Raw genomic sequence first — 21,910 nt, forward strand, 5'->3', positions numbered from 1 at the left:
CTTTGACGTCATCTTCCGTTGGGCGCAGCCGGGGTGAAGTCATAGCAGCTGTGCTGCTGATAACTGCGTCGTGGTGAGTAAATCACCGCCTCGGCCAACTCCGTATTAACCTGATTGGGTCGGCACTGTGCTTCCAGGCAAAAGCCATCGTGGGGGAAATAGTGCCGTCCACCTTTGCCATGGGCGTGATCAAGGCCGTTGCCGGTGTAAAACTGCAGCGCTGGTTGATCGCTAAAGAACCGTAGACGGCGGCCATTGTCACTCTGGACCTCAGCCATGACTCGATAACCTTCGCCTTCAGGCAGATAGCAATGATCAAAGCCTCCCATGAGTTCAAGTTCGCCAGGCAACTGCTCAAGGCGCTCATGAATGGTGACGGCTGCCTGAAGATCCAGCGCGGTACCGGCAACCTCCACTGTCCTCACCGGAATGCTGTGTTCATCCGGAATCAGGACCTGCGCGGCGTGAATGCAGAAGTGATGCTGGTCCAACCCCGGTAAGGTCGGCGTCAGGCTGAAATAAGGATGCGAGGTCAAATTCAGCGGACAGCGCTGACTCACCTTCGCCCAGTAACGCAGGTGTAGCTCAAAATCCCTTTCAAGACGATATTCCAGCTCAATCTGGATATCCGCCGGATAACCAGTGCTGTCCTTGTCGAGCCGACAGGCCAGTCTTACCGAAGGGGAAGGGGCATCAGGGTCATAGGAGACCAGTGACCAGTCCCTCATTCCGGTGCCCTGGCTGCCGCCATGCAGATGATTGATGCCGTCCTCATTGCACTCTAGCTGAATCTGCTGCTCATCAAGAGCGAAGGAGCCAGCCGCAATGCGATTGGCCCAAGGGCCCGCAATAGCGCCAAAGTGAGCATTGTCCTGGCGGTAGTCGGACAGGCGCTCATAGCCGAGCAGCACATCTTCCATCATACCGTGGCGGTCAGGCACCCAAAGGCTTAGCAGTCGTGCGCCGAAGGTGCCGATTTCGACCCGGATGCCCTGACTGGCGGACTGCAGGGTAAAGCGACGCGTTGTCTGATCAGCGTTCAAAGCGTTCCACCAAGCCGCGCAGGGTCTCTGATGCGTTTAACAAATCCATGGTGGCCTGATTGGCACGGCTGGCCAGAGCAGCGCTGTCCTGAGACAGCGACGAAATACTGGTCACCTGACGGCTGATGTCATCCGCGACATGAGCTTGTTCTTCCGCGGCGACACCAATCTGCTCACTCATGTCTTTCAACACGGAGATCGAGCCCTGGATCTGATCCAGCGCCTGACTGCTTTCGTTCACTTTAAGCAGACCTTTCTCGGCCACTTCCAGACCTTGCTGGGCCGCCTGAACTGCGGTGGTCGCGCCACTTCGCAGGTTCTCGATAATCTCGTGAATATGCTGGGTGGAGGATTGGGTCCGGTTAGCCAGTGAACGCACTTCATCGGCGACGACGGCAAAACCGCGTCCCTGTTCACCTGCGCGGGCCGCCTCAATCGCTGCATTCAATGCCAGCAGGTTCGTTTGCTCGGCGATAGTGCGAATAATATCCACAGCCTCTGTGATCTTCAGTGTATGGCTATCGAGCTCATTCACGGAGTCACTCATGTGCTGTACCTGGCTCGCCAGTGCTTCGATAGAGTCCAGGGTTTCACGTGCGACCGCTTTACCTTTATCAGCGATGACAGCGGCTCGCTGGCTTTCTTCGGACGACCGCTGAACATTGCCTGAGACCTCATTGATGGTGGCTGCCATTTCGTGCATGGCAGAAGCCGTCTGTTCGGTTTCCGCCTGCTGGCTCTGTAGGGAGGTCAGGGTCTGCTGGTTGGCGCCGCCGGCATCGGTGGCTCTGGTGGAGACAAAGTTTGAAGCGTCACTGATCCGCGTGAGAATAGTGCCCAGTCGGGCCTGCTCACTGATCAGGGCCATTTCCAGTCGGCCAAATGGCCCTGGGGTATCGGTATAGGTCTGGGCGATCAGTGGGTCACTGAACGAGCGTTCTGCACGCTTCATCACGCCATCAAGACGTTTTTTGATAAGCAGGTCATTCACCAGCGCGCCTGCCAGTAACAGTACCATCAGGAGCGGGGCGCTGATCATGGGATCAAGGAAGGTGATCAGCAGCGGGATCAGAATCAGCAAAACAATCCACTGCCAGCGGGTGAGTACCCAGTGCAGGGCATGTGAGCGTACGGCAGCGCCGCCATTATTGATGCGTTTGTAAAGCGCCGTCGCTCGACGGACCTGATTTTTACTTGGCACGGTGCGCACGGATTCATAGCCCACGACTTCGCCCTGCTCCAGAATGGGTGTGACGTAGGCGCTGACCCAATAGAAGTCTCCGTTCTTGCAGCGGTTTTTGACGATACCCATCCAGGGCTCGCGGCGCTTAAGGGTTTCCCACATATGCGCAAAGACCGACGGCGGCATGTCAGGATGACGGACGAGATTATGCGGACTGCCGATCAGTTCGGCCTTATCAAAGCCACTGATCGCGATAAAGGCTTGATTACAGTAAGTAATCTGGCCTTTTTTATCGGTGGTGGAAATGAGCTTTTCAGTCGGCTTGAAGGTTCTTTCTGTGTCCGTGACTGGCAAGTTCTTACGCATAGGCAATTATCCTGACCGTGCTTAGCCAGGCGAAGCCGTGGCTTAGTGGAAAAGGGCACAAGGGAATTTCCACTAAGCATAGAACAGATATACACAAATGCATGTTCCTGAAACGGCGCAGTTATTCGCTCTGTGTATAGTGCTCCAGCCATTCGAGTAAAGCGTCCAGGGACATGGGGCGGGCCAGCAGGAATCCCTGAATCTGATCGCAGCCAAGGGACTCCAGCGTCAGGGTCTGGGCATCCAGTTCAACCCCTTCAGCGACGATAGTCAGGTTCATTGCATGGGCCATGCTGACGATGGCGCTGATGATATTCTGGCTATCCGGGCTCTCATGAATATCCAGAATAAAGCTGCGATCAATCTTGAGCGTCGTCACCGGCAGCTGCTTGAGATAGCTCAGACTGGAATAGCCTGTGCCGAAATCATCCAGCGTGATGCTGACACCCTGTAACTGCAGAGACTGTAATGCGGCTATATGCTCCGGCGGCTGCTGCATCATGACCGACTCAGTGATTTCAATTTCCAGATGCTGCTGGGCGTGAGGATAGCGCTGCAGCAGTTGCTCGACCTGACCGACAAAGCGCTCATCATGGAGCTGGCGGCTGGAAACGTTGACCGCCACGGTAAAGTCAGGATGCTGCTGGCGAAGCATTGCCAGATCTTCACAGGCGCGTTGCAGCGCCCACTGGCCGACCTGCACGATGAGTCCGGACTCTTCCAGCAACGGAATAAACTCGGCAGGAGGGATGAGTCCACGGTGAGGGTGCTGCCAGCGAAGCAGGGCTTCCACGCCGACAATGGTGCCGTCACTGAGGAGCTTCTTCGGCTGATAATGCAGAATAAATTCACGCAGGCGCAGCGCCTGTCGAAGCTCGCCCAGTAAACGCATGGAAGCCAGTAGCTGGGCCTTGTTATTGATGCTGGCTTCGTAGCGATACACCTTGCCAATGCCTTGCTCTTTGGCCAGTTGCAGGGCGAGGTCAACATTGCTCAGCAGGCTGGTGGGCGAGTCGCCGTCCACCGGATACTGCACGATGCCCAGTGAACCCGTGACATACACCTGCTGGTCCTTCACAAGGAAAGGTGCGTTTAACTGGTTCAGCAGGTTCTGAGAGAAGAAGTCCAGGGAGTCGCCAATCTGTTGATGGCTGAAGACGAAAGCGAACTCATCGCCACTGACGCGGGCCAACAGGGTATCGGTACCAAGATTCAGCTGCAGGCGCTGGGCGAGCTGGTAGAGAAGTTCATCGCCAAACTCATGGCCCAGGCTGTCATTGATTTTCTTGAAGCGGTCCAGACCCATCAGGAACAGATAAAAAGGCGCCTTTCGCTCACAGCTGGCGCGCAGGCGATCATGGAAGCTGGCGCGGTTATTCAGCCCGGTCAGCTGGTCAAAGTAGGAGAGCTGGTGGACGCTTTCCTGCTGCTGGCGCTCAAGGGTGATGTCTTCCAGCACCGCAATCAGGCGGGCGCTGTCCACAAGAGAGTCCTGATCACCCGAGACCAGATAGTGGTGGGCGCGAATCCAGCGGATTTCTTGCTCAGCAGTCAGCAGGCGATATTCCAGCACTAGGCCGTTGCGATCATCATGTAGCTCGCCATGACCATTAAAGAGCGGATGCAGGCACTGCTGAACATAGCTCTTGTCGCGAGGATGAATCCAGTGATGCCAGCGCTCCTCTGGTTTCAGGATCAATGCTTCGTTAAAGCCAATCAGGCGCTCAAAACCGGGGCTGAAATACTCAAACTCCTGGGTTTTTGGACAATAGACCCAGAAGGCCTGAACAGCACGATCCACCACCTGCTGCAGTCGCCAGGCGCTCAGCTGGGAGTTCTGCAGCTGTTGCTGTTGCTCAGTGATGTCATCGTAGCTGACCAGAATAAAACGCTCATTGCCGGTCGGAATGGCCTCAACACGTACCCACTGCCAGGATTCCTGATCGTAAATCTCGACGCGCTGACGTTGCTGATAGCTGGAGATCCGGCCGGTCTGAACGGCGCGAATACCTGCGGCGAGGCTGCCTGCCTGCGGAATGTTCTGGCTGGCGGCGCGATCACAGACTTCAAGAAAACTCATACCCTGAAAGGCTTTGGGGGCCGGTGCTCCCGGTAGTTGGGCACTGATACGCTTCCAGGCTTCATTGCTCATCACAATGCTGCCTTTGCTGTCGAGAATACAGATCTGGCTGGAGAGTGAATCAAGACTCTGGCGAGCCAGCCACTCCTCACTTTCCATGACCGCCACCGGAGGAGAAGCATGCTGCAGGGTTCCGATGGAGCCTTTGCCCTCGCCAAGACCCCAGCCGTACCAGATAAAGGCCTGAACATCGGCATGGGCATCGCGGCGCAGGCGCACATGCTGCGCGAAAGGTTTGATAATGCCCTGCTGTGCCTGGCGCAGCACCTGAAGTAGTGCCAAGCGGTCGGCGTCCACCACACAGTCCAGCAGGAACTGATGAGCTTCCTGATGGTGATGGTCTTCATCGACACCCAGCATCAGGCAGGCGCTGACTGAGAGTTGTAACTTACCGCTGGTGGATAAGGCCCAGCTACCCGCGTGGGTCTGGTGTTCCAGATGACTCAATAGGGTTTGTAGTTCATCCACTCTCTGGCGGGCGAGGTGGCTGTCTTCAGTATCCAGAATGTAGCCCATCATGCCGTTAGCACAGGCATGCAATTGCAGGGTCAGTTGCTTGCCGCTGTGGGGATGAATAAAGCAAAGGCGCTCTTCGCCTTTGCTTTCATCCATCACTCGCCGAAGGTCCAGCGCCAGCTGGGTGTCATTTAGCTCGCTCATAAAATCCCAGAATGAACTGGGGTTGGCCTGCTCATGGCTGACGCCCAACAGCTTAATAAAGGCCGGGTTATAAAAATGCAGCTGCCAGTCTCTGGAGACAGAAAACACGCCTGTGGGCAGGCGATTAAGCAGATGATCCTCGACCGAAGGCATCAGGGTGCTGTCATCGGCAAAGAAAGGTTTCAGTGTGACAAGCTGCCAGGCCCGACCCAGCAACTGCAGGGGCAGAATGGCACAGTGCCATTGCCGGTTACTGGCATCCGTCAGGCGCAGGTCTGTCAGCGGTTGGGCATGCTGCTTTGCCGCCGCCAGAATCTCCTGGCTTGGGTCATTAAAGTACTGAGAGAAATGCTTCTGGCTGGCGGCGGGTTCGGGCTGGCTAAAGAGCGCCTGAAGCTTGTCATTGGTTTGAGAAAAGACAATACGCTGCTCGTTATCCAGCAGAAAAAGATGGGCATCGTCCTCGGTCATCAAGCCAAAAAGCTGTTGCCATTGATGATGAATGGCAAAGTAATCACGGATTTTGGTTCTGCTCCAGATACTGAGCAGGCACAGCAGCAGCGGCAGACTGCTGATCAGCAGGAGTTCGGCGAAGTAAGAAGGGGTTAATGGTGCCGAGAGCGTGCTCAGAACCATCAGGCAGAGCAGTATCAGGCAGGTCAGGCGAAGATTAAGCCAGGGGGTCAGCAGGGCAGATGAGCCAAAAAGGCACAGGGCATAACCCGGCAGGGCTGTTTCCAGCAGGAAGCACAGCAACAGGCTGAGCAGCAAGCCAAGAGCACTAATACCCAGACGGCAATAGAACAGCGTTCTAGCGCAAGTCCGGGCACAAAGATCCTCAAAGAAACTGATGGAGGTGCTCATGTACAAATGCCTGAAAATCCTCGAAAACAGCCACCCCTAGAGGTGACAATGAGTGGCGCTGTGTATGAACGCTGGCGGTATTTTACCCATGTTATTGATCTAATTCCCGCTAACGGCGTAAGGAAATTCCTTAGCTTTCACGCCAGGCTCTATTCTCGGCTCCCCCTTTTTGGCAAGCTGAGTCCTTTGGTTATCTCAGCCCAGTTGTACCACGCCCGCTGTTGGCATGACGTATCCGCTCACGGGACACTCGCAGTATCATCGGTGACCTTTGTGCTCAGGCGAAAATGAAAAGAATTCACCTGTCTTCGTCTGGCCTGCCGCAACGTGATTGAGCAAGAATCGATGCCTCTTTTTACACAGCATAGAGTGGATTTGGAACGTACGCTGAGCGGTCTTCGCTGGGCGCCCTGGCTGATCGCGTTACTTTTGCTGGCTCAGGGCATTGGCTTGTACGTCATGGTGCATGTAAAAGCCCAGTGGCCTGCTTTTGTTTTATTGACGCTGATTGTCGGCGCGCTGCTGCTTTTTGGCCTGTCTGGCCTGCACCGCCATTGTCTGACGCTGATCCATGATATGGATGATCAGGTCATGCGTGACTGGGAGCTCTTTGAACATCATCCCTTACCCATGTGGATCCAGTCTCCACGAGGTGATGAAGTCAAACTGGTGAACCGTGCCGCGCTGCGGATCTTCAACGTCGATCTGGAAGGCTTCCAGCAGCTGAGTGCGCAGCAGCGAGGTGGAGAGCTCCGACGCCAGGATGAAGCCGATGCCGGTGGACGAATGCGCAAGCTGCCCTCCGGAGTCCCGGTCAAGATCTGGGAGCTGGATGCCTTGGTGGATGGTCAGCTGTGGGTGCTGAGAACCATTGAAACCATAGGCTCGGCGAATGCGGCACAGCAGGCCATTGATGAACACGCCCGGCGCTATCAGCAGCTGATTGATTATTTGCCGGATGCGGTACTGATCCAGCAGTACGATATCCTGACCTACGCTAATCCGGCGGCGCAGCAGATTCTTGGAGGGCGTGTAGATACCTCTATTCTGCGCCTGCCCCTTTGGACATTTGTGCGTGAGCAGTCCCCGGCCTCGCGGATCGACAGTGAGATTGCACAGTCAGAATATCGCTATACCGAGCGACGCCTGCGACGTTTGGATGGTACCGAGTTCGATGCAGAGATTGCCTCTACACCGATTGTGGTGGATGGCAAACCCGCGGTGCAGCTGATTATCCGGGATATCAGTGAAGCCAAGGGGCTTCGCAACCGTCTGACGGATGTGAACCAGCGGCTTAAGTTTTTGTCGGGTCGAATGATCGAGATCCAGGAGCAGGAGCGCAAAGCCATGTCTCGTGAGCTGCATGATGAGGTCGGCCAGAATCTGACGGCGCTCAAGATTCACCTGCAGATGGCATCACGGCGACAGCCACAGAGCATCGACTGGGATCAGTTATTGGGTATCGCTGATACCTGTGTACAGCAGATTCGTGATATGTCGCTGATGCTGCGTCCGCCGCAGCTCGACACCTTGGGATTACAGGCAGCGCTGCAGTGGCATATTGAAGGGCTGCAATCCCTGCCGCTGCAGATTTCCCTGCATATCTCGCAGGAGTTGCCGGTGCTGTCGGATGCCATTCAGGTTGCCCTGTTTCGCATCGTGCAGGAAGGTCTGAATAACGTGATCAAGCATGCCGATGCCCGCATGGTGGTGATCCAGATCAAGGCTCGCAGTGAGAGCCTGACCCTGACCATTGAGGATGATGGCCAGGGTTTTGATACCCAGCAGCTGAAAACGGCGGGCCTGGGGCTTATCAGTATGAATGAACGAACAGCGCTTCTGGGAGGAGAACTGTCCATCAACGCGCAACCGGGGTTGGGAACAGAACTGCAGGTCGTCCTGCCATTGAACGGGAGAAGTCAGAGTAGACATGAAGAACCACTACTCCATCGTTTTAATTGATGATCATGCGTTGGTCAGAGCGGGTATTCGCTCTCTGATTGATGACCTCGAAGGCTTTGACGTTTGCGCGGAAGGCAGCTCTGTCGATGAGGCTATGTCGCTGATCGAAACCCACCGTCCCGAACTTTTGCTGCTGGACATCGCCCTTAAAGGCGGTAGCGGTTTGGATGTTCTGGCGCAGCTGGAATCTCTTGAGGAAAGTCAGAGGCCGCTGGTGATTGTGATGTCCATGTACACCTCCCGTGACTTTGTGGTCGGAGCCATCCGCGCAGGTGCCAGAGGATATCTGCCCAAAGAGGCCGCCAGCGTTGAGCTGGAGCTGGCACTTCAACGGGTGATTCAGGGCGATGTGTATCTGAGCGCCAGCGTCACCGAGAATGTGCTGCAGCCGCTTTATGGCAACCAGAACCCACCCGCTGAAGCGAAACAGTCGCTAACGCCGCGCCAGAAAGAGATTCTGGTCTATATCGCCAAAGGATATAGCACCAAGGAGATAGCCTGGTCACTGACGATCAGCCCGAAAACGGTTGAGGCCCACCGCATGCAAATGATGGAGCGGCTGAATATAAAGGACATCCCCAACCTGGTCATTTACGCCATTCGTCAGGGGCTGGTCAGTATTTAACAGGGGCGATATGCACCGCAAATGACGGCGCAGAGAGGATTGCTGGCGGATAAAAAGTGAGCAATTTCCTTGCCATAAGCAGGTCGGATCGGTATTATGCCGTGCGCTTGTACCTGTGGTACGGGATTTTGCCCCTGAATGGTTGGGGCGCTCCGCCTGAGGCTGGGCCTGGGTAGACCTTCGGGGACTCGGTAGCAGCCGATAATGTTTGGACAACAAGCAATCTAAAGGTATTTAAAATGTCTAAGGTATGCCAAGTTACCGGTAAGCGTCCTGCTGTTGGTAACCACGTTTCACACTCTAACATCAAGACCAAGCGTCGTTTCATGCCAAACCTGCACCATCACCGTTTCTGGGTGGAAAGCGAACAGCGTTTTGTTCGTCTGCGCGTTTCTTCTAAAGGCATGCGCATCATCGATAAGAAAGGTATCGATGTTGTTCTGACAGAAATCCGCGCTCGCGGCGAGAAGGTATAAGGGGATAGATCATGGCTAAGAAGGGTGTTCGTGAGAAGATCAAGCTGGTTTCCAGCGCTGGTACTGGTCACTTCTATACCACTACTAAAAACAAACGTAACATGCCTGAGAAGATGGAGATCAGCAAATTTGATCCCGTCGTTCGTAAGCACGTTATGTACAAGGAAGCCAAGATCAAGTAAGCATCAGGCTTTCTGATCCGGATTCTAAAAACAGCTGCCTAAGGGCGGCTGTTTTTGTTTGTGCTGTTCTGAGTCTGAGAGCAAGGCGCGTGCAGCCTGCCCGGTCGCACTTATTGTCTTCAGCCGCCACGCAAGGTTCGTTGGCGTTCTGCACACTGTACGACGAACGAGGCACTATTGTGTCCGTGGGTCTCAGGGGCCACAATAAGCGAACAATAAGAAGCCGGCTTGCCGGTAACAAGTGCGAATCAAGCCTACCATGCCGGGCTCGAGGAGTGCTTCCCACTATCCTGACGGCGAATTCCTTCGGGATCGACTGCGTTGAGGCATGCGATGTTACGTTCCGTTTTTCTCCGCTCTGTACTCTGGCCCCTGATCCTTGTCACAGTATTGTTGTTACTGGCCTTGGGTCTCCTACTGGCTAAATCCTGGCGTACTCTGGAAACCCTTGAACCGGTGCAGGATCACTTGCAGGTGCTCATTCAGCTGCAAGCCATGGATCAGCATATGCAACGGCTGGTGCTGATGGATGTTCAGCCTTTGCCCTGGGGACTTCTTAAGGCAGATGTTAAGCGCCTGCAGGATATGGATGGCTTTATCCATCCTGACTCGGAAGGCCTGCTGGAGCAGATGGGCAATGCTCTGGACCGTCAGCCCATGACGGAACAAACCCGTCTGGTTTCTCTGCAAAATCTCTTCTCGACCCTTTCTGATGACGAAAATGCTGCCCACGCTAACTTGCTCAAGCATGTGCAGCAGTCTGCCTGGCAGGAAGCCTGGTTGTCGGCGCTGGCGCTGGGGGTATTTCCTTCAATGGGCATTGCGCTGCTGTTTCTGATGCGTCGGCGGATCTGGCAGCCTCTGGAACAACTGGGCGGCTTGATGAATGCACTCACGGATGAAGGCTATCGCCCCGTCTCTACTGAGGCCATTGATCCGCTGTTGGCACCACTTTATAAGCACTACAACACGATGGTGGAACGTCTTGGCGAACTAGAAGAAGAGCATATTAGTCGCCACCAGACGCTGGAGCGTGAGATCAAACGTGCCAGCCGTACTCTGTTGCTCCATCAGCGCGAGCTGGCAACGGCTGAGCGTATGGCGGCCGTCGGAGAGCTGGGCGCAAGTCTTGCCCATGAGCTTCGTAACCCGCTGGCGGGAATATCTCTGACACTGGCTAACCTGCAGACTGAGCTGGATGATAGTGATCAGGCGGAGCGGCTGGCATTGGCGATTGCCGCGCTGGATCGCATGTCGAGCCAGCTCAATAGCCTGCTGGCACAAACCCGGCAACAACCTGAGCCGGTGAATCCTTGTCCGCTCAGGGAAAGTATCGATGAAGTAATCGCGCTGGTGCGCTACCAGATTCCTGATTCACTGCTGATTGAAAACCGCATTCCGCCGCGCTTTTATGTGCAGCTGGCCGAGGGGCGATTGCATCAGGCAGTGCTGAATCTGGTGCTGAATGCTGCCCAGAGCGTGGGTGCTCATGCCGGTGGGAAAATCGATATTTCCGCCGTGCAGGAAGAAGGAAAAGTGCTGGTTCAGGTGCAGGACAATGGCCCTGGATTTCCTCAGGAATTGCTGACAAAGGGCGTGAGAACCTTTGCAAGTTTCCGCGAAGGTGGCACTGGGCTGGGCCTGGCGATGGTTCGGCGCTTTATGCAAGACATGGGGGGCGATCTGCGTCTTGCCAATGCTGAACAGGGCGGGGCGAAAGTGACCCTGGTGTTTCCTGTGCTGAGTGAGGAAGTCATGACCGATCGGTCATAAGGCTGGCCTCCGATAACAATAACGAGGAGAAATGAATGGCTGACAGCCTGTTGATACTGGAAGATGAGTCTCTTTTGGGTGCTGAACTCAAGCGCCATTTTCAGCGTCAGGGCTGGGAAGTTTCTCTCGCCAACAGTCTGGCCCAGGCCCATGATCTTCTTCTCGGGCATGAGCTTGATCCGCTCGTGGTTCTCTCCGATATGAGCCTGCCGGACGGTAATGCCCTGACCCTGCTTGAAGAAATCCGCAAAGCCAAGCGCCCACAGGAGTGGATTTTCCTGACAGGCTACGGCTCGATTCCCGATTCTGTTCAGGCGCTACGTTTGGGCGCCTATGATTTTCTTGAAAAGCCCTGCGATATGAGCCGCCTGAATCTGGTGGTGCAAGGGGCCGCACGCAGCTCTCGCGCCCAGCGCAAGGTCAAACTGATGGTGCCCGGAGGTTTGGGGACCGAGGCCTTCGTCGGTAAAAGCGCCGCCGCACAGCAGGTGAGAAGTCTGCTGCAGCGTTTGTTGTCTGTTCCTTTCAGTGCGCTGTCATTAACCGGAGAAACGGGAACAGGGAAGGGGCTGGCTGCGCGAATTCTGCATCAGGGTGGCCTGTACCATGAGGGCGCCATGGTGGAGGTGAACTGCGCCGCGTTACCCAAAGACTTGCTGGAATCCGAGCTGTTCGGTCATGAAGCAGGCGCTTTCACAGGTGCCAAAGGGCGTCGCCGTGGATTGCTGGAGCAGGCCAGTGGCGGGACGCTGTTTCTCGATGAGCTGGGCGAGATGGATCTGGATCTGCAGGCCAAGTTGCTTAAAGCCATTGAAGATAAGCGCATTCGCCGTCTTGGTGGCGAGCAGGAGATTGCAATAGATGTGCAGATCATCGCCGCGACCCATAGAAATCTGGAAGAGCAGGTACGGGAGAAGCGCTTTCGTGAGGACTTATATCACCGCCTGAGTGTATTCAAGCTGGAATTACCTGCGTTGCGTGAACGGCTGGAAGATCTGGAAGATCTCGTCTGGCCACTGGTGCAGGAGTTCAATGTAAAAGCTCGCCGTCAGGTCAAACGCATTAGCCCTGAGGTGTGGCAAAGGCTACGAAGCCACAGCTGGCCCGGCAATGTGCGTGAGCTACGTAATGTGGTGGAGCGCTGCGTTCTGCTTGCGGAGGGTGAGGATTTTCCATTGGAGTGGCTGCAGTTAGGTAAAGCCGATAACAGTGCCGGCGCAGGTGCTCAGGTACAGGGCGAGCGTCTTATTTTGCCTCTGGACGGCTCCATTTCGCTGGATGAGATGGAAAAGTACATCATTGAGGTGGCGTTGGAGCAGCACGAGCACAATGTTGTCGCTACGGCGCGAGCACTGGGAACCACGCGTGAAACGCTGCGCTATCGTATGCAGAAGTTTCATATCAAGCACGGTTAGTCTGTAGGGTGCAGGGTGAATGGAGCCTGCTGAGTGGCTCTATTTACCGACGTGATAGGCATGAGCAATATGCAGGTCGGTATTGTCATTGAAATACGCCTGAGCCAAATCAACCAGATCCAGTTGCAACAGATCATGCTTGTCCATCGCTGCCGTGTTACCACGGCCAAATCGACCTGAACAATTGTCGATAACCCAATCGTTCTTCTCAAACATCAGCTCACCTGCCACGATGGCATTCTTTGCTTCGTCGCTGGCAAACAGAGTGGCATGCCCCATCAGATTCTTCTTGTTATCCGGATGCTCAACCCCGATGACCAGCTCGGGAAGTTCTCCGGCGCGGGGTTTATTGAGTGACCAGAGATAGGTGACTTTAGGGTCCAGCAGCTGTTTTAGCGGCACTTTGCCCTCGGCGTTACGTGCAATCGAGTTGCTGCTCATGGAGACACGAAAACGGTTCACCTGATCCTTTTCATGGTCTTTGACGTATGCGGCCTTGGTTGATAGCTGCTCCAGCAGCCGGGCATTAAAGCGCTTGGCCATGGCGGGAGGAATACGCGGACTAAAAGTGATCTTTACTCCTTGCAGCAGGTGCGCCGCTGCTCCGGGTCTATCGGTAGCGCTGGTCGATGTGGACTGTTGCAGCGGCTGTGTGTTCTCGGTGCCGTGAACTCTCGACATGATGAAATACTCCTTTTACGTGTGATCAGAAAAACTGACGAAGACCCAACCCCATCGTCTGAGGAGAAGGAATACTTTTCTTTGTTGTGACGGTTTTTTCGCCGTTGAGTACCGATTCAATAGTCTCAGTGTGCTGCTGCACTCGACCGAGGAAGTCGGCAAGCTGCTCTTCCAGTTGGTCTGCTGTGGGTGTGACAAGCCTGAGGCCGTACTGGAAGTACAGTTTCTGTTCTTCGGGGTGAATGGCAAAGGTTCCTTCGCCTGACTCACGCTCAAGATAGTGTCGCTGCATGAGTGCGCTAAGTAGCCCAAGCTGTTGCTCCGCCTGGCTTGGTAGCATGTGCAGCAGGGGAGAGTAGAAAAACAGCTTTTCACTCTCGGGCATAAAGCTCAGATAACAGTCAGTACCGTTATTCAGCGACAGCCCCAGACTGTGATTTTCATCCAGTGTGCAGGCTGTCAGTCCATAGCGTTTACCCAGCAGGGCTAATGCTTCATTCAGTGCTTGTAGCATTCATCTGTTCCTTTCAAAAAACCGCGGCTTGAAAGTAAACGACGGCATGAATCTCAGGTTTTTGTGAGGGTGACGTTAATCGAGGTTCCCACCGAATGATGACAGTTATGAGAGCGCTGATACCCTGCTGTCAGCTTGGTGTCAGGCCAGAGTTGGCGGGCTATTGTGGGTAATGGTGGATATCCACCACCGGTCGCAATAGTGGGTGGGGGATTTCAACCATTCGACCAAGGTCTAAGAGGGTTTTTTTATAATAAACTCAACAAAAACAATGGTTTAAATTTCTGGCACGGCGAATGCAATTACTTAAGTGACTCTCTGGTCATCCTCCCGTCCACGTAATGGCATGGGGCGGGAGGATTCTCCAGAACGAAGTGGAGGAAATGACTATGTTAAAACATCGCGCTGTTGCCACTTATGTAGCTGCTGTCCTGTTCTCTGGCGGTGGCATGGCTGAAGCAGAAGCCGGAGTCACTCCGGAAAATATCCAACGTACCGCGCTGGATTCTCATCCTGGTAAGCTGCGTAAAGCCGTCAAAGTTCACAAAGGTGGACTGGATGTGTGGCAGGTTGAAATCCACGGCAAAGATGACATGGACCACACCCTGTTCTATAACGCCGAAAATGGTCGCGAGCTGAGCTTCAGCTGATCGGGAGTGAAGGGTTTCCTTCCTCCCCAACGATTTCTGTTTGCAGTGCCGTGCCTCCCCTGAAATCGATATTGGCACTGTGAACGACACCGCCCAAGCTATACTCCCTTCATAGCATGGTTTTTAACGAGTATTACCCCGTTTTTAACGGGGTTTTTTTATGTCTGAGGGTTGAGGTATGGATTGGCAGCATTGGGTGGCCACCTATGGCTACTATGCCGTTGCTGTGGGCACTCTGCTTGAAGGTGAAACCGTATTACTGCTTGCGGGCGTGGCGGTTTCACACGGTATTCTAAAGTTTGATTATGTGCTTCTGACCGCTATCTTTTGCAGCTTTGTGGGTGATCAGAGCTGGTTTAGTTTGGGGCGCTACGCTGGCATCAGTTACTTCTCCCGCTGGCCATCGGCGCATGCGCGCATTGAGAAAATGCGCGGGCTGATTCATCGCTACCATGCCCCTCTGATTATTGTGAATCGCTTTTTGTACGGCCTGAGATCCATTGGACCGGCGCTCTTTGGTACCACCTCATTACCCCAATGGAAATTTGCCTGCTTTAACCTGCTTGGGGCGCTACTTTGGTCCTGGCTGATTCTGCTGGTGGGTATTGGCGCACATCAACTCTGGCAATCCGTCGGACACTGGGTGATTCCGGTGATTGCCAGCGTGCTGGTGCTGCTCTTTATTGTCTGGAAGTGGCGACGCGTGCGCTAGTTAAGGCGGTGAAGCGGCAGTGCCATAGGCATGCCGACATAACCTTGCTGGCGGTTGTGGGCGCGTAACATCACCTGATCGACGTTGTCGGGAATCTCAATGCCATCGAGGGAATCCTGAATCGCCTCACTCTCATTCCCGTGAGGGATGTCGTGATAGGCGAGGAGTAACCCGTCTCTGCTGCGTAATTCCCAGCGATCAAGATGGGCTGGAGATTGAGTGGTGCCTGCATAGAGCAGGATATGGCATTTCCAGGTGCCGTCCCGGCATTGGCAGACTTCGGCATCCAGTACACCACCCAGAGACAAACACGGATCGACCGACATTAACTGACTCAGGGTATTCAAGTCGCGTAGCATCAATCGAACTCCTTGCAGGTGGCCTGTTTTTATTCTGGCGCCGTTTTCGCTGGGGCTGGGCGCGGATCATTGTTCTGGTCTATCGAACACTCGTTCTAATAAAGTATGTTCGCCCTTGGCTAAAGTGCACGTTCATCATCTGGAATTATCTGTAATCTTTTGCTGCTAACGTGTGAATTACACACATGCGCAGGAATAATGCCGTGTTTCACGCCGAGTCGACCCTATGAATTCCCCTCTTTTGCTGAGTCTTGTGCCCTGGCTGTTCGTGGTGCTCTGGAGCACCGGCTTTATCGGTGCCAAGTTCGGCCTGCCTTATGTTGAGCCTTTCAACTTTTTATTCATTCGCATGCTGCTGACTCTTGGCGTATTTGCCTTGCTGATTCTCATCAAGCGCACTTCCTGGCCGACGCGTCGGCAGATAGGCCATCAGCTGGTCGTTGGTGCGCTGGTGCATGGGTTGTATCTCGGTGGTGTGTTTGCGGCGATTCAGGCAGGGCTGCCTGCCGGGATGACGGCCATCATTGTCGGGACGCAACCGCTGGTCACCGCGCTGGTTGCCCGCCTCTGGCTGAATGAGCGTTTAAATAGCCTGCAGATGGGCGGAGTCGCTCTCGGATTGGTGGGTGTTGTACTGGTGGTGATGGGGCGCGGTAGTGAGACAACCCTCAATGTTGCCGGCGTATTGTGGGCTCTGGCGGCACTGGTGGGTATGTGTATTGGCACGCTCTATCAGAAGCGCTTCAGCGGTGGCGCACCTTTGCTGACCGGTACCTTCTGTCAGTATGTGTCCGCAGCACTGCTTACCGGCGTGATGAGCTTCAGCCTTGAGACACGTGAGGTGGTCTGGAGCGCTAATCTTGTCATGGCGCTGGGCTGGTTAGTGATTGGTCTTTCCCTGGCCGCGATTCTGCTGTTGATGGTAATGATTCAGCAGGGTGAGGCTTCAAAGGTGGCCAGCTACTTCTATCTGGTGCCGCCTTTGACCGCAGTGGAAGGTTGGCTTTTGTTTGATGAGCATCTGAGCCTGGTCAGCATTAGCGGTATGTTACTGGCTACACTGGCAGTCTGGCTGGTTGTCGCCAGAAAACCGGCGGAATCTAAAGCCTGAAATATCTCTGTTCACTGGATACCAGCTCAAATCTGCGGTGGGTACGCTTGGCTGTGTCGGTATCCAGTGAGATCAGTGTCTGAAAATGGCCGTGTTATTGGAAGCTGAAGGCCAGGGTTTCACCGGCCTGATCCTTAAACGCTTCGGTCAGTCGTGAAGACAGCGTGCCACCTTTCTTGTTCTCCACCCACTCACCCTCTTGCCAGTCAAAATGGAAACCGTCCTGACGGGTCGCCAGCCACAGCTGTTTCACTGGCGTCTGACGGGTCAGAATGATGCGGCTGCCATTTTCACAGATGACGGTTAACACGCCGTTGTTCAGATCCACATCCAGATCGGTTTCAGCGTCATCCAGCAGGCTTTCCACCTGATCCAGAGTTTCATCGACGAGCTGGTGGAATTCGCTTTCGTTCATGTCTGACTCCTGTATAACTAATAGGCATCTTCGGGTGGGAGTGGTGCCGTTGAGGGGCTATAATCCCGCTCTGAATGCCACTTGCCTGCGCCAAGCGACAGGCTAAACCCCGAGGATTTCGACTGATGCGTATTGTATGTGCCTTGCTGATTCTCTCCAGCATTTTTATTGCCGGATGTGGTAACAAGGGTCCCTTGTACATGCCGCAGCAGGATTCCTCAACGGCAACGTCGGCGCAATAACGCCGCGTACTCACAAATTTGGTGGGCTGGTGACGCCAGCGTACCTTTACATGCTTTTGCAGTTACGAGAATACACCATGGAATGTATCAGCCTGCGCCAGGGCGAGCTTCATCTGGATAACCTGTCCCTGAGCACGGTCGCCGAAAAATATGGCACGCCGCTGTATGTCTATTCGCGGTCGGCAATCGAGCAGGCCTACCGACGCTACACCGATGCGCTGGGTGACTATCCTTCTCTGGTCTGTTTCGCCGTCAAGGCCAACTCTAACCAGGCGGTGTTAAACGTCATGGCGCGACTGGGCGCAGGCTTTGACATTGTCTCTGGCGGTGAGCTTGAGCGAGTACTGGCCGCAGGCGGTCAGCCGGATCGCATTGTGTTCTCAGGCCTTGGCAAGCAGGAATGGGAAATTCGCCGTGCCCTGGATGTCGGCATCAAGTGCTTTAACGTCGAGTCGGAAGCCGAGCTTTATCGCATTCAGGACGTGGCCGCCAAAATGGGCGTGCGTGCCCCGATTTCACTGCGTGTGAATCCTGATGTGGATGCTGGCACTCATCCCTATATTTCCACCGGCATGAAAGAGAACAAGTTCGGCATCGATATCGCGGTGGCTCCGGTTCTCTATCGTCAGGCCAAGGCACTGACCCATTTGCACCTTGTTGGTGTTGATTGTCATATCGGCTCCCAGCTGACGGATGTTCAGCCTTTCCTGGATGCCCTTGAGCGTCTGCTGGTATTTATCGATCTGTTGAAAGCCGATGGCATTGAGCTGCATCACCTCGATATTGGTGGTGGTCTGGGTGTGCGCTACAAGGATGAAGTACCGCCTGCGCCAGCGGATTATCTTGGCAAAGTGCTTGAGCGTATCAAGCCTCTTGGCCTTGAGCTGATCATGGAGCCGGGCCGCTCCATCGTCGCCAATGCCGGTGTCTTGCTGACCCGCGTTGAGTACCTGAAGCCCACTGAACATAAAAACTTTGCCATCATTGATGGCGCGATGAATGACCTGATTCGTCCGTCCCTGTATTCCGCCTGGATGGCGATTGATCCGGTGCGTCCTCGTCAGGGTGAGGCGCGTGAATGGGACATCGTCGGGCCAGTGTGCGAAAGCTCTGACTTCCTGGGCAAGAACCGCTCCATGGTGTTGGAAGCCGGTGATTTGCTGGCGGTACGCTCCGCGGGTGCCTATGGTTTTGTCATGGCCTCGACCTACAACACGCGCCCGCTGGCGGCAGAAGTGATGGTCGATAACGACAAGGACTACCTGATTCGTGAGCGTCAGATCCTTGAGAATATCTGGCAGGGTGAGCATATGCTGCCTGCAGACGACGTACAGGGCTAAGCACGGTGTTAATCAGATTTACCAAAATGCATGGTCTGGGTAACGACTTCGTTGTACTGGATCTGGTCACACAGCGACTGACACTCAGTAATGAGCAGGTCAAACGTCTGGGCGACCGTAACCGTGGGATCGGCTTTGATCAGCTGCTCATCGTCGAGCCACCGAGCCATCCTGAGCTCGACTTTCGCTATCGCATCTACAATACCGATGGCTCTGAGGTTGAGCAGTGCGGCAACGGTGCCCGCTGTTTTGCCCGTTTCGTCAAAGAAAAGCGTCTGACCGCCAAACGCGAGATTCGTGTCGAAACCGCCAAGGGCGTGATTGAGCTTCAGTTTACGGAAGACAATCAGGTGCGTGTGGATATGGGCGCTCCTTTTCTTGAACCGGCAGAAGTCCCCTTCGTGGCTGAGACAAAATCCGGCACCTATGACGTGGAAACCTCTCAGGGCGTCGTGACCTTGTCGGCAATTTCCATGGGGAATCCTCATGGTGTGCTGCTGGTCGATTCTGTCGATACCGCGCCGGTACTGACACTGGGGCCGGAGCTGGAAAAGCATCCACGTTTCCCCAAGAAGGCAAATATTGGCTTTCTGGAAATCGTCTCCCGTAAGGAAGCTCGTTTGCGGGTATTTGAGCGCGGTGTTGGTGAGACTCAGGCCTGTGGCAGTGGCGCTTGTGCGGCGATGGTGGCAGGGCGTCTCCGTGGCTTGCTGGATGAAGAGGCTGTGATCCATCTCACCGGCGGTGACCTTACTTTGTCGTGGGCAGGCCAGGGCGAATCGGTGATGATGACCGGCCCGGCGACGACCGTCTTTGAGGGACAGATTCACTTATGACAAGCAAGGCGAAATCTCAGCAGAGCCCGGAATTACTGACAGCCGAGCAGGTTGCCGAATATCTGCAGGCTCATCCGGAGTTCTTCGTGGAGCAGCCTGAGCTGCTGGAAGAGCTGCGGATTCCGCACGAATGTGGCCCGGCCATTTCTCTGGTCGAGCGTCAGTTGCTGCAGCTGAGAGAGCGCACTGCCATTCAGTCCCGCCGGTTGGAGGAAATGATCACCACCGCGCGGGAAAATGATCTTATTTTCGAGAAGACCCGTCGACTGGTGCTGGGTGTATTGCAGGCCGATACGCTGGAGGCGATGGCGCGGGTGCTGGATCGCCATCTGTGCTTTGAGCTTCGCGCTGATCGCTGCGAACTGCTGATTCTGGATGATGAGGATTCCTGGGTGGCGCCCGGTGTTCGCCGGGTTGAGCGTCAGGAAGCCATGACCATCATTGGCAGTCTGGTGGACTCGCGCTGGGCTATCTGTGGTGAACTCAGTGACGAAGAGAAAGACTATCTTTTTGTCCACGACTGCCAGCGCATCGGCTCGGTGGCGCTGGTGCCACTGATTGTCGATGATGTCACCCTCGGTGTACTGGCGATGGGCAGTTATGATCGCCAGTTGTTTCACTCCAGCCTCGGCACTTTGTTCCTCGACTATGTGGGTGAAGTGCTGACCCTGAGCCTGCCTCGTTTGCTGGATCATGAATAATCCGGACTGGTCCGAGCGCTTTCTCGCCTTTCTGCAAAAAGAGCGACAGGTTTCCGAGCACACGCTGGATGCCTATCGCCGTGATCTTCTGCACTGTGCTGACTGGCTGGCAGAGCAGTCACTGGATTTCAGCGCTGTTGATGCGTCTGTGTTAAGACGCTATCTGGCTGCGCAGCGCCAAAAGCAGCTTTCCAGTCGTACCCTGCAGCGCCGTCTTTCTGCGCTGCGCTCCCTCTATAAATATGCGGTGCATCAGGGGTGGACTCAGTCCAATCCCTGCGAAGGCTTGCAGGCGCCCAAAGCCAGCAAGCCGCTGCCGGATGTTGTCAGTGTCGACAAGCTGGGTCAGCTGTTGGATGGTGATGCGCCTGATCCTCTGGAAATCCGTGATCTGGCCATGATGGAGTTGATGTATTCCAGCGGACTGCGATTGGCCGAAGTGGTTGATCTTGATCTTGCGGATATCGATATGGCCCAGCGACTGGTGCTGGTGCGCGAAGGTAAGGGTAACAAAAGCCGCCTTCTGCCTTTGGGTCGTAAGGCGCTCGAGGCGCTGAAGCGCTATCTGCGTGAGCGCACGCTGTTGCTCGACAGTGTTGGCAGTCAGACACCTGCGGTCTTTATCAGCCAGCGTGGTCAGCGCGTCAGCCGACGTACTGTGCAGCAGCGCCTGGCGCGCTGGGGCAAATTGCAGGGAGCGGAGCAGCGTCTGCACCCGCATCAGCTGCGGCACTCTTTTGCCAGCCATATGCTGGAGTCCAGCGGTGATTTGCGGGCGGTGCAGGAGTTGCTTGGTCATGCCGACATCCGCACCACGCAAATCTACACTCACCTCGATTTTCAACATCTGGCGACGGTTTATGACAACGCACACCCCCGTGCCCGCAAAAAATCCTCATCTTGACTGGATCTGCTTCGATCTGGACGACACCTTGTGGGAAACCGACTCGGTTATCCTCAGGGCCAATCAGGCCATGTTTGATTACCTGCATGCACAGGTTCCCGGCGCGAAGGAATCCCTGACCGCCAGTGACTGGACTCCATTGCGAGATCAGGCGTTGACGCGAACACCTGAGCTTGCGGCCAGCGTTTCGGCGTTGCGGCTTGAGGTACTGCGTGCAGCGCTGGAGAGTCTGGGGCATGGCGGCGATGATCTGAACCGCTGGCAGCAGGAAGCCTTTCTGGAGTTTCGCCACTGGCGCAATCAGGTCACCCTGTTTGAAGGTGTCTTGCCTATGCTGGCGGCGCTGCGTGAGCAAGGTTATCGGCTGGGGGTGTTCAGCAATGGTAATGCTGACCTGCAGGCTATTGGTCTGGCCCATCATTTTGATGTGGTGATGAGCGCAGATGAAATTGGTGCCGCCAAACCTGCGGCGGAGGCCTTCGAAGCCTTGCGTCAGGCCTGTAATGTACCGATGGCGCGTATCGCTTACGTGGGTGATCATCCGCGTTACGATGTCGAAGGCGCTAATGCTGCAGGGATGGTCAGTGTCTGGGCGAACTATCACCGGCGTGAATGGCAGTGGCAGGGGCAACCCGACGTCGAGTTGGTGCATCTGCCCGCGCTTCCAGCACAACTGGCTGACTTTCAGGCTGGGTAAGAGCTGTTGAGACAATAAAAAGCCGCATTAAGCGGCTTTTTTTGTAGGCAGAAGAGCGT

At 55.0% G+C, this 21,910-nt stretch carries 22 protein-coding genes; 15 read left to right on the top strand and 7 right to left on the bottom strand.

Translation table 11 applies throughout. From position 1 onward, the window contains the following. Positions 1-8: 8 nt before the first annotated feature. The 3 genes from ACKC9G_RS16370 to ACKC9G_RS16380 form a co-directional block, all read right to left on the bottom strand. Positions 9-1,043 (bottom strand): aldose epimerase family protein, encoded by a 1,035-nt coding sequence (locus ACKC9G_RS16370; RefSeq protein ID WP_411407353.1) that lies wholly within the window; start codon positions 1,041-1,043, stop codon positions 9-11. After that, a complete protein-coding gene (locus ACKC9G_RS16375; protein WP_411407355.1) occupies positions 1,033-2,592 on the bottom strand; it encodes a methyl-accepting chemotaxis protein in 1,560 nt (519 codons plus the stop codon). Before ACKC9G_RS16375 ends, ACKC9G_RS16370 begins: the two co-directional genes overlap by 11 nt. Before the next feature lie 121 nt (positions 2,593-2,713). Beyond that, positions 2,714-6,256 carry an EAL domain-containing protein gene (locus ACKC9G_RS16380; RefSeq protein WP_411407357.1) on the bottom strand — a complete coding sequence of 1,181 codons (3,543 nt, stop codon included), beginning with the start codon at positions 6,254-6,256 and terminating at the stop codon, positions 2,714-2,716. Between the two features lie 375 nt (positions 6,257-6,631). Between ACKC9G_RS16380 and ACKC9G_RS16385 the strand changes: the two genes are divergently transcribed. From ACKC9G_RS16385 to ACKC9G_RS16410, 6 genes are all read left to right on the top strand, one after another. After that, complete coding sequence (locus ACKC9G_RS16385; RefSeq protein WP_411407359.1) at positions 6,632-8,218, top strand: ATP-binding protein; 1,587 nt, start codon at positions 6,632-6,634, stop codon at positions 8,216-8,218. Further along, positions 8,187-8,843, top strand: a complete 657-nt coding sequence (locus ACKC9G_RS16390) for a response regulator (RefSeq protein WP_411407361.1) — start codon at positions 8,187-8,189, stop codon at positions 8,841-8,843. Before ACKC9G_RS16385 ends, ACKC9G_RS16390 begins: the two co-directional genes overlap by 32 nt. Positions 8,844-9,082: 239 nt before the next feature. Then, positions 9,083-9,319: a 50S ribosomal protein L28 gene (gene rpmB / locus ACKC9G_RS16395; protein ID WP_411407363.1), complete on the top strand. Its 237-nt coding sequence runs from the start codon at positions 9,083-9,085 to the stop codon at positions 9,317-9,319. Positions 9,320-9,330: 11 nt separating this feature from the next. Next, positions 9,331-9,501, top strand: a complete 171-nt coding sequence (gene rpmG / locus ACKC9G_RS16400; RefSeq protein WP_411407365.1) for a 50S ribosomal protein L33 — start codon at positions 9,331-9,333, stop codon at positions 9,499-9,501. A gap of 333 nt (positions 9,502-9,834) precedes the next feature. Next, on the top strand, positions 9,835-11,274 hold the full coding sequence (locus tag ACKC9G_RS16405; protein ID WP_411407367.1) for a sensor histidine kinase: 1,440 nt from the start codon (positions 9,835-9,837) through the stop codon (positions 11,272-11,274). A gap of 35 nt (positions 11,275-11,309) precedes the next feature. Next, positions 11,310-12,689, top strand: coding sequence for a sigma-54-dependent transcriptional regulator (locus ACKC9G_RS16410; RefSeq protein WP_411407369.1), 1,380 nt, complete (start codon positions 11,310-11,312; stop codon positions 12,687-12,689). Between the two features lie 39 nt (positions 12,690-12,728). Here the strand turns inward: ACKC9G_RS16410 and ACKC9G_RS16415 are convergent, their stop codons facing one another. Further along, on the bottom strand, positions 12,729-13,370 hold the full coding sequence (locus ACKC9G_RS16415) for a hypothetical protein (RefSeq protein WP_411407371.1): 642 nt from the start codon (positions 13,368-13,370) through the stop codon (positions 12,729-12,731). A gap of 25 nt (positions 13,371-13,395) precedes the next feature. Continuing rightward, entirely contained in the window at positions 13,396-13,884 is a 489-nt protein-coding gene (locus ACKC9G_RS16420) for a type III secretion system chaperone (protein ID WP_411407373.1), read from the bottom strand. Positions 13,885-14,273: 389 nt separating this feature from the next. Here ACKC9G_RS16420 and ACKC9G_RS16425 point away from each other — a divergent pair, with 389 nt between their 5' ends. Both ACKC9G_RS16425 and ACKC9G_RS16430 read left to right on the top strand, forming a co-directional pair. After that, complete coding sequence (locus tag ACKC9G_RS16425) at positions 14,274-14,534, top strand: PepSY domain-containing protein (protein ID WP_411407375.1); 261 nt, start codon at positions 14,274-14,276, stop codon at positions 14,532-14,534. 178 nt (positions 14,535-14,712) lie between these two features. Further along, on the top strand, positions 14,713-15,246 hold the full coding sequence (locus tag ACKC9G_RS16430; protein ID WP_411407377.1) for a DedA family protein: 534 nt from the start codon (positions 14,713-14,715) through the stop codon (positions 15,244-15,246). On the opposite strand, the gene ACKC9G_RS16435 is transcribed toward ACKC9G_RS16430, so the two are convergent. After that, a complete protein-coding gene (locus ACKC9G_RS16435; RefSeq protein WP_411407379.1) occupies positions 15,243-15,605 on the bottom strand; it encodes a hypothetical protein in 363 nt (120 codons plus the stop codon). The genes ACKC9G_RS16430 and ACKC9G_RS16435 overlap by 4 nt on opposite strands. A gap of 226 nt (positions 15,606-15,831) precedes the next feature. Here ACKC9G_RS16435 and ACKC9G_RS16440 point away from each other — a divergent pair, with 226 nt between their 5' ends. After that, positions 15,832-16,716: a DMT family transporter gene (locus ACKC9G_RS16440; protein WP_411407381.1), complete on the top strand. Its 885-nt coding sequence runs from the start codon at positions 15,832-15,834 to the stop codon at positions 16,714-16,716. Between the two features lie 94 nt (positions 16,717-16,810). Here ACKC9G_RS16440 and cyaY read toward each other — a convergent pair whose 3' ends face one another. Then, the gene (cyaY, locus tag ACKC9G_RS16445; RefSeq protein WP_411407383.1) at positions 16,811-17,131 is read right to left on the bottom strand and encodes an iron donor protein CyaY; all 321 of its coding nucleotides are present in this window, start codon (positions 17,129-17,131) and stop codon (positions 16,811-16,813) included. 125 nt (positions 17,132-17,256) lie between these two features. On the opposite strand from cyaY, the gene lptM reads away from it, so the two are divergent. From lptM to ACKC9G_RS16475, 6 genes are all read left to right on the top strand, one after another. Further along, entirely contained in the window at positions 17,257-17,373 is a 117-nt protein-coding gene (gene lptM, locus ACKC9G_RS16450; protein WP_411407385.1) for an LPS translocon maturation chaperone LptM, read from the top strand. A gap of 77 nt (positions 17,374-17,450) precedes the next feature. Further along, positions 17,451-18,713 carry a diaminopimelate decarboxylase gene (gene lysA, locus ACKC9G_RS16455; protein WP_411407387.1) on the top strand — a complete coding sequence of 421 codons (1,263 nt, stop codon included), beginning with the start codon at positions 17,451-17,453 and terminating at the stop codon, positions 18,711-18,713. A gap of 5 nt (positions 18,714-18,718) precedes the next feature. Further along, the gene (gene dapF, locus ACKC9G_RS16460; RefSeq protein WP_411407389.1) at positions 18,719-19,549 is read left to right on the top strand and encodes a diaminopimelate epimerase; all 831 of its coding nucleotides are present in this window, start codon (positions 18,719-18,721) and stop codon (positions 19,547-19,549) included. Further along, positions 19,546-20,250 (top strand): DUF484 family protein, encoded by a 705-nt coding sequence (locus ACKC9G_RS16465; protein WP_411407391.1) that lies wholly within the window; start codon positions 19,546-19,548, stop codon positions 20,248-20,250. The genes dapF and ACKC9G_RS16465 overlap by 4 nt, the downstream gene beginning before the upstream one ends. Next, positions 20,243-21,154, top strand: coding sequence for a tyrosine recombinase XerC (gene xerC, locus ACKC9G_RS16470; protein ID WP_411407393.1), 912 nt, complete (start codon positions 20,243-20,245; stop codon positions 21,152-21,154). Before ACKC9G_RS16465 ends, xerC begins: the two co-directional genes overlap by 8 nt. Next, positions 21,111-21,851, top strand: a complete 741-nt coding sequence (locus tag ACKC9G_RS16475) for an HAD family hydrolase (protein WP_411407395.1) — start codon at positions 21,111-21,113, stop codon at positions 21,849-21,851. The genes xerC and ACKC9G_RS16475 overlap by 44 nt, the downstream gene beginning before the upstream one ends. Positions 21,852-21,910 lie beyond the last annotated feature (59 nt).

The organism is Pokkaliibacter sp. CJK22405 (assembly GCF_046614695.1).
Classification (GTDB): domain Bacteria; phylum Pseudomonadota; class Gammaproteobacteria; order Pseudomonadales; family Balneatricaceae; genus Pokkaliibacter.

Bases quoted from the DNA above. Each gene is read 5' to 3' on its own strand.
- ACKC9G_RS16375 (WP_411407355.1), bottom strand. From the start codon at position 2,592: ATGCGTAAGAACTTGCCAGTCACGGACACAGAAAGAACCTTCAAGCCG.
- ACKC9G_RS16380 (WP_411407357.1), bottom strand. From the start codon at position 6,256: ATGAGCACCTCCATCAGTTTCTTTGAGGATCTTTGTGCCCGGACTTGC.
- ACKC9G_RS16390 (WP_411407361.1), top strand. From the start codon at position 8,187: ATGAAGAACCACTACTCCATCGTTTTAATTGATGATCATGCGTTGGTC.
- rpmB (WP_411407363.1), top strand. From the start codon at position 9,083: ATGTCTAAGGTATGCCAAGTTACCGGTAAGCGTCCTGCTGTTGGTAAC.
- rpmG (WP_411407365.1), top strand. From the start codon at position 9,331: ATGGCTAAGAAGGGTGTTCGTGAGAAGATCAAGCTGGTTTCCAGCGCT.
- ACKC9G_RS16405 (WP_411407367.1), top strand. From the start codon at position 9,835: ATGTTACGTTCCGTTTTTCTCCGCTCTGTACTCTGGCCCCTGATCCTT.
- ACKC9G_RS16410 (WP_411407369.1), top strand. From the start codon at position 11,310: ATGGCTGACAGCCTGTTGATACTGGAAGATGAGTCTCTTTTGGGTGCT.
- ACKC9G_RS16415 (WP_411407371.1), bottom strand. From the start codon at position 13,370: ATGTCGAGAGTTCACGGCACCGAGAACACACAGCCGCTGCAACAGTCC.
- ACKC9G_RS16420 (WP_411407373.1), bottom strand. From the start codon at position 13,884: ATGCTACAAGCACTGAATGAAGCATTAGCCCTGCTGGGTAAACGCTAT.
- ACKC9G_RS16425 (WP_411407375.1), top strand. From the start codon at position 14,274: ATGTTAAAACATCGCGCTGTTGCCACTTATGTAGCTGCTGTCCTGTTC.
- ACKC9G_RS16430 (WP_411407377.1), top strand. From the start codon at position 14,713: ATGGATTGGCAGCATTGGGTGGCCACCTATGGCTACTATGCCGTTGCT.
- ACKC9G_RS16435 (WP_411407379.1), bottom strand. From the start codon at position 15,605: ATGCTACGCGACTTGAATACCCTGAGTCAGTTAATGTCGGTCGATCCG.
- ACKC9G_RS16440 (WP_411407381.1), top strand. From the start codon at position 15,832: ATGAATTCCCCTCTTTTGCTGAGTCTTGTGCCCTGGCTGTTCGTGGTG.
- cyaY (WP_411407383.1), bottom strand. From the start codon at position 17,131: ATGAACGAAAGCGAATTCCACCAGCTCGTCGATGAAACTCTGGATCAG.
- lptM (WP_411407385.1), top strand. From the start codon at position 17,257: ATGCGTATTGTATGTGCCTTGCTGATTCTCTCCAGCATTTTTATTGCC.
- lysA (WP_411407387.1), top strand. From the start codon at position 17,451: ATGGAATGTATCAGCCTGCGCCAGGGCGAGCTTCATCTGGATAACCTG.
- ACKC9G_RS16465 (WP_411407391.1), top strand. From the start codon at position 19,546: ATGACAAGCAAGGCGAAATCTCAGCAGAGCCCGGAATTACTGACAGCC.
- xerC (WP_411407393.1), top strand. From the start codon at position 20,243: ATGAATAATCCGGACTGGTCCGAGCGCTTTCTCGCCTTTCTGCAAAAA.
- ACKC9G_RS16475 (WP_411407395.1), top strand. From the start codon at position 21,111: ATGACAACGCACACCCCCGTGCCCGCAAAAAATCCTCATCTTGACTGG.